This window comes from Peribacillus sp. P4_D6 (genome assembly GCF_056401795.1).
Genome location: NZ_JBFUIQ010000125.1, coordinates 1 through 10806 on the forward strand (window position 1 = coordinate 1; position 10806 = coordinate 10806).

The window sequence follows — 10806 nt, forward strand, 5'->3', positions numbered from 1 at the left end:
TTTCTGCGTTTGCCATTACGTTTGCCATTGCCACACCGCTCGTGATGTCGGCAACCAGCCATTTTCCAAAACGGAAATGGATGTTGTTTTTGATAGGTTTGTTCATCATCCTGAATGCTTTGTGCGTGATTTCGACGACCTACGTCATGCTCCTTGCACTTCGGATGATGACTGCGATTGTAACAGGAGTTTTAATTTCTCTTGCCATGATCGTTGCCAGTGAAAACATGCCAATCGCGAAACGTGGACTTGCTATTTCATTCGTTTTCGGTGGTTTTACACTTGCAAACGTGATCGGAGTACCAATTGGCACTGTCATCGCTGAAAGGTACGACTGGAATGCAACCTTCCTGTTAACGACTTTACTCGGAGCTATTGCATTTTTGGCATCTTTCTTCATTTTGCCTACTATGCACAGTCCATTCCGCAGCTCAATGCGTGATCAATTTTCTTTGTTGACACACCCGCGAATCTTAATGGCTTTTTTCATTCCATCGCTTGGATTTGGAGCGACGTATGCCGTTTATACGTATCTTGTTCCGATCCTGAAAGGAATGGAAGCACCAAGTGGTTCAATCAGTTGGATCTTGTTTGGCTACGGATTCATTTCCATTTTCAGCAACATACTCGCTGGTAAAATTGCCAGCTACAATGCCATCGGACGCCTCAGGTTTGTTTTCCTCGTCCAAGCAGTTGTCCTGATCAGTTTATATTGGACGACAGATAATTTTATCTTTGGCTTGGTTAACATTAGCTTGATGTCATTAATGGCCATCCTTTTAACAACATCTACCCAGCTATATTTGATAGACCTAGCCGGTATTTATCAACCTAAAGCTACAGGATTGGCTGCTTCACTGATGCCTGTGGCAAGTAATGTCGGTATCGCCTTTGGTTCCGCATTAGGCGGAATTGTTTACCATCAGGGAAATTTGATGAGTGTCACATGGGTAGGGGGGCTGATTGCTATCTTGGCAAGTCTTTTAACTTTCCTGAGTCATCGCTTAGACCAGAAACAAAAGCAGGCAGCATAAGATGTTAAAGGATCTACAAACGCCAAGGATAGGTGCTTTCTTGCTGCATGGCTCCCCATGGAATGAAGGGCAAGGTTAAAAAATCCTGGRTACATTAGCCATTCTTTAATGGCTTTAGGGAAACGTTCATTAACTTTCTATGTTTGGAATGAGGCAATGCTCGTGCTATTTCTATCACCAGTTGCACTTGATTTAGGAGGGCGTGTGAGTAACGGTATAGCGGCTATGATTGCAGTAGGAATTTGGTCCCTTTCTGTCATTTTGGCGACTTTATTGAAAAAAATAATCTGAATGGCCCATTGGAAATTTTATTAAGGCGATTAGTATATAAACATCAATAATCAAGGCTTTTTTCACATACTTTGTTGCTATTTACCAAGTAGTGAGGTGTGGTTGATTTCCCCTCCAGATGCTCGCTTTCCGCGGGGCGGGCGGTGAGCCTCCTCGGCGTAAACGCCTGTGAGGTCTCACCTGTCCCGCTGCTCCCGCAGGAGTCTCGCACTTCCGCTCCAAAAAAGAGCCATAATCAAAAAGAAAACCGGTCATTTGAGTTCGGTTTCTTTTTTTAAGAAGGCTTTTTTGAATTCATCTACTTCTTTATATTGAAATATTAAAATTGTAGTTCATCATATAGAAGATTTGTTTTATACAGAATAGATYTTTGGGTGAAATTTCTCCATTACTCAAAATTTATTAATCATGCTGTCAAACTTCTTTTGAATTCATAACTGAGGAATATGGCTTGGCATAATTTAAAAACCTCATGACGTATGGTGCGGTTCCACTACTACAAGGCCTGGGTGTAGCCTTTGTTAGGAACGGAGAAAAGTTAAATATAAGTTGCCCCTTCAAGAAACCTGCCTCTCTAGTTGCATAAGAATAGGAGCTGCTGAGCTTTCGGTAATGAAGGGAAAACACCATGTTCTTAAGTAAAACTCTTCACAATCTTCCTAGCATAATCAATATAAATACCCATTTTTAAAAATTCACCTCCAAGAACTAGAGGTGGGGATAGGAATCAATTAAACTTTACATAGTCCCCTTCTTTGATTTGATTCTTTTCAAACCAACCAAGATTCACTTCAATTGCATAATAATAAAAAATTCCTGGATCATAGGTAGGGCAATAATCCTCTATACAAGGTTCCATATCAAGTATTTTTAGAATTTCCCCATATGAATCAAGAAAAGCAATGGATAAAGGGATAAATGTGTTCTTCATCCAAAATCCACCATATATTTCTTCTGAAAACACAAATAACATCCCCTCATTTTCGGGTAATTTCCCGACAAACATCAAGCCCTTTTCTCTTTTTCTTTGAGTATCTGCAACTTGAACAGTTAATCCAGTTACCTTGTTTCCACTGATTATTTTTATCACTTTTGTTTTAATTCTATTTTTCATGTTCACTCACCTTCGCAGGGAATAGACCTTATTTCAAAAAAAGAAAATGACAATCTCATGAACTTCTTTTAAAAAGACAGCAACTTTCTTTCCCTGCTTCTAAAGAATAAAAGGGAAGAAAGTTGATCATGAAGCGAATATAGAAAAAAATAACTAAGCAGGCTCCATTTGACCTCTAATACTTTATTCCATGACTTTTAAATTTAATACCCTGTTTTCAAAAATCACAGCAACTGTATATAATCACAACTTTTAGTTGTTTTCCCTGCTTCTTATGTTCAGTAATGAATATCAAAACCTGCTGTCCCTATAGCAACTCGAAGGACTGAGTGACGGTTACTCCAGTTCCTTTATGATTTCGCCAGGTCCACCGGAAAGTGATGGAGACACCGTAGGGAACCAGTTCGGGTTCCAGGGCTATATAAATATATCTTTATAACATTACTATGCCATAGTTAATATAGGCAGTTTTTTGTTTGAATGTACGATTATGTATGATTTTCAATGTACTTGTCTTACTTTTTAAGACATTATGGCCTCAACATGAGTGCCGATGAGGATCCTAAAAAAACCCTCCCTATTTAGCACCTTTCATAAGGCCCATCCTAGGGCCTGTACAACTGTACTACGTAACGTCATACGGTATCAGCAAGGCTACATCATAGGGGGATTTGGTGGATTGGAATAGTATATTATATGCTCAATATTTCATTTAGTGTCTAATGGTCATACATATCCGCATAAGCCCCCGATCCCCTGAACATGTTTGGATAAACCCTATTCAGCCACAAAAACTTAATTCGGCCCGCCGGAATTCTTGATTTTTAAGAAGGGTTTTTATGATACCGAAAGGATGGGTGCTATCCATTAATGGACAAAAAAAGGTCAGCATTTCTTGAATGCTGACTCTAGGTTTTTATGAAAATCCTCTGAATGAGGGTACTTCTTTAAAGCATTTTATTGATACTTTTCATAAAGTCTGTCGTAACGGCGGATAATTTTCCCTGAGCTTCCTTCATCGAGCTTCCTTGAACACCGAAATAAAATTTTATTTTAGGTTCTGTTCCGGAAGGGCGTAAACATACCCATGTCCCATCTTCAAGAAAGTATTTTAATACGTTCGACTTTGGGAGTTTGATGTCCTCTTCCCTATTTGTCCCATACATGTATTTTTTACTGCTGAGATAATYCTCTTGAATCACGACTTGATGACCAGAGATTTGATTTGGTGGATTACTCCGGAATTCATTGAGAATCGCTTGAATTTGCTTCGTACCTTCAATTCCTTTTAAAGTCAACGACCGTAAATCTTCCATATAGTATCCATATTTATCGAATACATCCAGTAAACCTTCGTACATCGTTTTACCTTGCTTTTTGTAATAGGCACAGACTTCCACTGCCAGAATAGTAGCCTGTATGGCATCCTTATCACGAGCAAAATCTTTGATCAAATATCCATAGCTTTCTTCATAGCCAAACAGGAAAGAATGTTCTCCACTTGTCTGGTATTCATTGATTTTTTCTGTAATGTATTTAAATCCAGTTAAAACATCTACAGTTTTTAAACCATTTTGCTCAGAAATCGCCCGTCCTATTTCTGAAGTCACGATGGTCTTTAATACGACTCCATTTTGAGGAAGGGTCCCTTTCTTTTGTTTTTGTGAAATTAAATAATCCAAAAAGAGAGCGCCAGTTTGGTTGCCTGTTAATACGACATAATTTCCAGCATTGTTCTTCACGCTAATTCCAAGCCTATCCGCATCCGGATCGGTGGCAATCAATAAATCAGCATTAACACGGTTCCCCAGCGCAATGGCCAATTCAAAAGCATCATGTTCCTCTGGATTAGGCACTTTAACAGTAGGAAAATGAGCATCAGGCAATTCCTGTTCCTTAACAATATGGACATTTCGATATCCTAGATCATGCAAAGCACGTTTTACTGATTTATTGGCTGTACCATGAAGCGGTGTAAACACGAGCTTTACATCGATTTCATCTGCTAACTTTGAATCTTCCGGAATAGTGAGCAAATGCTCGTTATAAGCAGTATCCAGCTCCTCGCCAATGATTTGAATGAGCCCTCTGTCCTTTAGGGCTTCTTCTTCCTCCACTACAATGGAAAGCTCACTTTCAATCGCGTTCACGTAATTAATGACTTGATCCGCCGCCTCAGGAAGTAGTTGTGCCCCATCTGGACCATACACTTTATACCCATTATATTCAGGCGGATTATGACTTGCTGTAATGACGATCCCTGCAAATGCACTCAGCTTACGTACAGAAAAAGAGAGCTGTGGGGTAGGGCGTAATTCATCAAATACATAAGCTTTAATTCCCTTTGTGGCCAAAGTCTTGGCTGCTTCCAATGCAAATTCGGGAGATTTATGTCTTGAATCGTAAGCAATTACGACTCCTCTGGATTTTGCCTCATTCCCAAACGATTGAATATATTCAGCAAGTCCTAAAGTCGCTTTACGCACAGTATAAATGTTCATCCTATTCGTACCTGGACCCATTTCCCCTCTCATACCACCTGTCCCGAATTCCAAATTTTTATAAAAGGCGTCTTCAAGTGATATTTCATCATCCTTCATTTCTTCAAGCATTAAACGCATTTCATTATTTAAATTGGGATAACTAGTCCAAATAGTATATAAAGACTTCCAGTCCATGAAAATACAGCTCCTTCCTGCCTGTATGTTTTTGCTTTGTTTGGCATTTCTTTTTGATCGTAGTACACATTGCAAGCGATCAATTGAATATGAAGTCTAACCATCGTTCCTAGAGCATTAGCTCCCTTTTCTCGTCCTTCATCCCGTAACGGACGTGGTAGCATCGCCAAATGCGCGCTACCTCCAAAGTTGTTGGTTACACTCTAATCATTTTACCTACCAATACTTTGGAAGAGTGTCATTTATTCTTCTTTTCCTTCACGCACTGCTGTTTCCTAACTTGATTTATTTTTTCTTTTTACTCTTTTCCGTTTTCGTTTTTGTTTTCGATTTCTTTTTCATTTCCTTTTTCTTTTCCGATTCCGCTTTAGTTTTCTTTTCCGTTTCCGTTTCCGTTTGCGTATTCGTTTTCTTTTCCGATTCCGCTTTGGTTTTCTTTTTCGTTTCCGTTTGCGTATTCGTTTTCTTTTCCGTTTGCGTATTCGTTTTCTTTTCCGTTTCCGTATTCGTATTTTTTTCCGATTCCGCTTTAGTTTTCTTTTTCGTTGCATTTTCTGTTTTCACTGTATTTACAAGAGAATATAGTYTTTGTTGCTCAATAATTTGTTTATTGACATCAAATTTTTCTTCAATGACTTTCCGTGCTCTTTCCGTATAGTCGGTCCAAACATCTGGATTTTCTATAAAGAATTGTATGCCTTTCGCTAACTCCATTTCATTTTTTTCTGAAGCTAGGTATCCTGTTCTCTGGTGTTCAATTAATTCAGGGATTCCTGCGTGTTGAGTGGAAACGACAGGTAAACCGCTAGCCATTGCTTCTTTTAAGGCATTAGGAATACCTTCGATATCACCATTTTTAGCTGTCTGACTTGCTAGACAGAAGATATGGGCTTTTTTCAATTCGTCCGAAACCTGTTTTGAATCCATAGCTCCTCTAAGAATCACAACATCTTTAAGGTTATATTCTGCAATGGTGGATTTAATTCGTTTCTCATCTTCACCTGCTCCAATAATATGCAGTCTAGCATTTGGATATTTTGTATAAATACGTTTAAATGCTTTTATAAGAGTAACAAATCCTTTTTTGTCTACAAGTCTACCTACCGATAGAACTCTTATTTCGCCTACTGTAGGAAGAGTGCGGTTAGAATAAGGGAAAAGATCTAATTCGATACCACCATATAATACATGCATATTCTTAGCCGGAATTCCTAACCTTCTTAATCCTTCTGCAAGATATTGGCATACAGGGTAATAGTGTGCACCATGTTTATTTAATGCTGAATATCGCTTAGCATTTTTTTCGAAAATTTCCGGTCTGTCCGAGCCATCTCGTCCTCTAATGCTAACAATCAAAGGAATATTATATTTTTCACATACAGGCAAAATCTCTTGTCCGTGTGAGCCGTGATGAGCATGAATGGCTATGATATCTTGTTCTTCGAAGAACTTTTTTAGATCTTTAATTTTGTTTATATTATAGTAGTTTTCAAAGGGGAATTCTGTACGGTCGGCATTGTCGAATGGGCCGATTACGATTGTGCGATAGTTAGTTATTTTTACGATTTGATTATATATAAAACGTTGGTGTGTTTTAATGTTTTCACTTACAAAATAAGCAATGGTTTTCATCTCACCTCAGTCCCTTTAATAAGAAATTTTCTCTTTTCCCGTTCTGCAATTTGTTTCACTTGCTTGTGAAATTCTTGAGGGAACATAGAATCGGCTTTATAAATGTCTTTATATGGCAGGTCTTCATAACAAACTTTAAAGTAGTTTTCAAACAGAGGATTTAATTTGAATAGAGGCTTTTTTGTAGAATTTCGTTTAATGGATGTCATGAGAAAATCTGAMAAATTATACTCATAAAGAACTTCCAATGGAGTTTTCATATTTTCAGGATTCAAATTACTTTCTCCTTTTAATAACTTACAAAATTTTTAATTTATCTTTTTCACTTGCATTATTCGTCCATATACCCATTCTTTGGTTTTGGGTTTTTACATATTAAACTTTAAATTTATTGATCAGTGCTGCCTAATATGCAACATTGAAGTTTGACAACACCTTCTTTTTCCTTATTTATTGTACTTTTTGTACCAATTTACAAAATGAGCTAAACCTTCTTCTATTGTTGTTGAAGGATGGAACCCCACATCAGCATGTAAATCGGCAATATCTGCATATGTCTCCTTAACATCTCCCGGTTGCATTGGTAAGAATTCTACTTTTGCCTTTTTGCCAATTAGTTTTTCTAATGTGTTAATGAAATCCATTAATTTTATAGGTTTATTGTTACCGATATTATAAATTTTGTATGGGGCATAGCTTGAACTTGAATCAGGGTTAGCTCTGTCCCATCCAATAGTATGAACCGGTGGTTTTTCAAGTAACCGGACTATTCCTTCAACAATATCATCAATATAAGTGAAGTCTCTTCTCATATCTCCATTATTAAAAACCTTTATTGTATTCTCTTCGATTATATTTTTAGTAAAAGAGTAATAAGCCATATCAGGTCTCCCCCATGGGCCATACACCGTAAAGAAACGGAGTCCTGTGGTTGGAATATTATATAAATGACTGTACGTATGAGCCATTAATTCATTAGACTTTTTAGTGGCAGCGTATAAACTTACTGGATGATCCACTGGGTCTTTGGTTGAGAAGGGGATATTAGTATTTGCTCCATATACAGAACTAGAGGATGCATAAATTAAGTGCTTTACGTTATTGTGTCGACAAACCTCCAAGATATTGACAAAACCAACAAGGTTGGAATTAACATAAGAATCCGGATTTTCTATGCTATAACGTACTCCAGCCTGGGCTGCTAAGTTAATGACTATATCAATGGTTCTGTCTTTGAATAATTGATTTAATTTTTCTTTATTTGACAAATCCATTTTGTGGAATTCAAAATCAGGGTTTTCTTCTAATATCTTCAGTCGATTGTTTTTTAAAATAACATCATAATAATCATTAATATTGTCTACTCCAATTACATTGTTATCTAGGGCTAACAAACGTTTTGTTAAATGGAAACCAATGAATCCTGCTGCCCCTGTTACTAAAATGTTCATAGCATTAATTCCAATCCTTTCTATTACATTAGGATTCTGACACCTTTTCGAAACACTGATTATCATTATTTATACATTGATACTTTCGAATCTTTACACCAACAGAACAGAATTCATGACGGATAAAAAGAGGAAATAAACTCAAAATTTTCATTGAAGAGAGACTTACGTTTTATTCGTAAACCACCAATTCATGCTATCTTTTTGGCTTTAAGCCTCATGAGGTTATTCACTCTTATACCCGCTGTGAACTAGCACTTAATACTAAAACCATCTTGGAAACCGGTGAATGCGAAATCATCATCGGTTTTTTATATGCTCGGTTACGGTTAGATAACTATGACTATACAAGGGTATTTTCATTTTCATCTAATGGGATTGGTGTTTTTGTCCATTCAGCATACGTACCGGGATCTATCGCCTTTACTTGTTCTAAAAAGGCATCTAAAAAATTTCTTTCCCGCAGGTCTTTAAATAACTCGAGAGGTCTTTTTTGTTCACGTGAAAAAGAGTACACATGGTCGACTAATTTAAAACCATTCTTGGTTATAATAATATGTCGTAATGGGGCGTCAATTTGTTTGAAACCTGATTTTTCCATTGTTTTCAATATATAGAGTAACCGTTTTGTGATGTCCTCAGAAAGTACAGATTGTTTTTTAAGAAACGTATTTAAATCTGGTCCTAATAGATATTCCATTAAAATATAATTGGGTCCTGTTTCAAAGACTTTCGGTATAAAGGGCAAGTCTTGACTTGATAAAAGGACCATTTTTTCCTGATTTGCATGTTCAGTTTTTCCGTAAAGTTTGACGCAAGTCTCCTCAGACACTCGATAAACAGCACCTTGATGCCCTTTTCCAATGAGGGTTTGTGTTATGGCACTATCCACTTTCACTCCATTACCTGAACCTCCTGAGTGGACTGGAATATTTCTAAAGTCCAAACTATTTTGATTGAAATAATCCTCCCACTCATTGAAGGTGTCCGGTTCAAGCTTTTTCACTTGATCTAGGAACGAGTCCTTTAAAAGGATTATTTTCAAATCTCTTAATAATTTTAATGGTACAGGGTGTATCCTTTTGAAGGAATTCACATGGTCAATCACCTTAAGTTCCTCATTATCGACTACAAAAATATGGCGTAGAGGGGCATCTATCATGGTGAACTTTGCTTGTTTTAATTCCTTTAATATATAGAGAAGTTTCTTTACTATAGAATCAGGGATATACGTACAATTTCTCAGATATTCTTTTAAGGTCGGGGCATTAAAATATTCCATGACTATATAGTTTGGTCCTGTATCATATATCAAAGGCATAAAGGGTAGATGTTTTCCAGCTGCAAGAGCTTCTTCCTCCATTTTCGCTTGTACTGGGTCTGAATAGATTTTTACACATTTATCTTCTGAAAGTTGAAAAACTGCACCTTGAGCTCCCATTCCAATCAGCGGATAGCTTGTTGGATTGTGAATTTCCAAAGATTTTTCACCTTTGGTAACAGTAATGGTTTTAAAGTCCTCCATGTTCTCCTCCTAACTGCTCATCTATGGCCTGCTGTTGAAACTGTTGAAACTGTTGAATTTTATTAAGGGCTTTTTTTACTTTTTCGGCTTTTTGATTTTTTTTTTCTTTTTTACGAGATTCCATTGTTTCATCATTACCTTTAGCCTTCTGTTGAATTTTAGCTTTTTTGTCTTTTTTATTAGATGCTACAAGTTCATCTTTGACCTTATACTTAGTATGCTCTTGAAGCTGTTGGAGCTGTTGAAGCTGCTGAAGCTGCTGAAGCTGTGGAAGTTCTTGAAGCTGTTGGAGCTGTTGAAGCTGTTGGAGCTGCTGAAGCTGTTGGAGCTGTTGAAGCTGTTGGAGCTGTTGGAGCTGTTGGAGCTGTTGGAGCTGCTGAAGCAGTGGAAGCTGCTGGAATTGTGGAAGCTGTGGAAGCTCTTGAAGCTGTGGAAGCTCTTGAAGCTCTTCAAGCTCTTCAAGCTCTTGAAGCCCTTGAAGCTGTTGGAGCTGTTGCATATAAATAAGGGCTTTTTTKGCTAATTCGGCTTTTTTTCTAGGCGCTATCCTTTCGCCATCATACTTACCTTGCTGTTGAGGCTGTGGAGTCTCCTTAAAAACTTTTTTATCTATTTGGCACGGTGTTACTAAATATCGTTTACCTACTTTATAAGGGGCTACAAGTTCATCATAAAATTCAGCTTGTTGTTGAAGTTGTTGGGCGAGGTTAAAGTTTTGTTCTACTTTTTGACGTGCCGCTACTGTATATGTTTCCCATATCTCTCTGTTCGTCAGCATAAATTCAAGAGCATCTGCCAGTTCATCTACACTGTTTTCTTGTACTAAAACCCCTTCTTTGTTATTTGTTATTAATTCAGGGATGCCGGCATGATTGGTCGAAATCACTGGTACTCCAATCGCCATAGCTTCTTTTAATGTATTAGGAATACCTTCTACATCTCCATCGGCAGCTTCTAAGCTCGCGGCGCAAAATATATCTGCATTGGTCATTTGTTCTCGTACTTGATCTTTAGGGAGATGGTTTAATAGGCGAAAAGAGTCTCCTAAATTAAGTTGATTTGCCAATGAAATGAGATATTC

9 protein-coding genes and 1 pseudogene are annotated in these 10806 nt (G+C 37.5%); 2 read left to right on the forward strand and 8 right to left on the reverse strand.

Annotation, left to right across the window (positions count from 1 at the left end; translation table 11 throughout):
- On the forward strand, nt 1–1034 hold a 1034-nt coding region (locus AC1DVB_RS22285), incomplete at its 5' end, for an MFS transporter (RefSeq protein WP_477591008.1).
- A 69-nt stretch (nt 1035–1103) separates the two neighbouring features.
- Nucleotides 1104–1375, forward strand: a pseudogene (locus AC1DVB_RS22290) (DUF418 domain-containing protein); the annotation flags it as partial.
- 677 nt (nt 1376–2052) lie between these two features.
- Here AC1DVB_RS22290 and AC1DVB_RS22295 read toward each other — a convergent pair.
- From AC1DVB_RS22295 to AC1DVB_RS22330, 8 genes are all read right to left on the reverse strand, one after another.
- Nucleotides 2053–2439 carry a DUF192 domain-containing protein gene (locus tag AC1DVB_RS22295; RefSeq protein WP_057277585.1) on the reverse strand — a complete coding sequence of 129 codons (387 nt, stop codon included), beginning with the start codon at nt 2437–2439 and terminating at the stop codon, nt 2053–2055.
- A gap of 947 nt (nt 2440–3386) precedes the next feature.
- Nucleotides 3387–5117: a phospho-sugar mutase gene (locus AC1DVB_RS22300; protein ID WP_477591010.1), complete on the reverse strand. Its 1731-nt coding sequence runs from the start codon at nt 5115–5117 to the stop codon at nt 3387–3389.
- Nucleotides 5069–5287, reverse strand: a complete 219-nt coding sequence (locus AC1DVB_RS22305; protein WP_377333627.1) for a hypothetical protein — start codon at nt 5285–5287, stop codon at nt 5069–5071. Before AC1DVB_RS22305 ends, AC1DVB_RS22300 begins: the two co-directional genes overlap by 49 nt.
- A 115-nt stretch (nt 5288–5402) precedes the next feature.
- Nucleotides 5403–6749, reverse strand: coding sequence for a glycosyltransferase (locus tag AC1DVB_RS22310; protein ID WP_477591012.1), 1347 nt, complete (start codon nt 6747–6749; stop codon nt 5403–5405).
- The gene (locus AC1DVB_RS22315) at nt 6746–7024 is read right to left on the reverse strand and encodes a hypothetical protein (RefSeq protein WP_477591014.1); all 279 of its coding nucleotides are present in this window, start codon (nt 7022–7024) and stop codon (nt 6746–6748) included. Before AC1DVB_RS22315 ends, AC1DVB_RS22310 begins: the two co-directional genes overlap by 4 nt.
- Nucleotides 7025–7195: 171 nt before the next feature.
- The gene (locus AC1DVB_RS22320) at nt 7196–8200 is read right to left on the reverse strand and encodes an NAD-dependent epimerase (RefSeq protein ID WP_057277927.1); all 1005 of its coding nucleotides are present in this window, start codon (nt 8198–8200) and stop codon (nt 7196–7198) included.
- Between the two features lie 343 nt (nt 8201–8543).
- Nucleotides 8544–9725, reverse strand: coding sequence for a hypothetical protein (locus tag AC1DVB_RS22325; protein ID WP_057277582.1), 1182 nt, complete (start codon nt 9723–9725; stop codon nt 8544–8546).
- Nucleotides 9712–10806, reverse strand: a 1095-nt coding sequence (locus tag AC1DVB_RS22330; protein WP_477591016.1) for a glycosyltransferase, incomplete at its 5' end; no start/stop codon positions are given. The genes AC1DVB_RS22325 and AC1DVB_RS22330, both read right to left, overlap by 14 nt.

What these genes read in the sequence shown, in the direction of transcription:
- AC1DVB_RS22295 (WP_057277585.1), bottom strand. Translation starts at nt 2,439, where the DNA reads ATGAAAAATAGAATTAAAACAAAAGTGATAAAAATAATCAGTGGAAAC.
- AC1DVB_RS22320 (WP_057277927.1), bottom strand. Translation starts at nt 8,200, where the DNA reads ATGAACATTTTAGTAACAGGGGCAGCAGGATTCATTGGTTTCCATTTA.
- AC1DVB_RS22325 (WP_057277582.1), bottom strand. Translation starts at nt 9,725, where the DNA reads ATGGAGGACTTTAAAACCATTACTGTTACCAAAGGTGAAAAATCTTTG.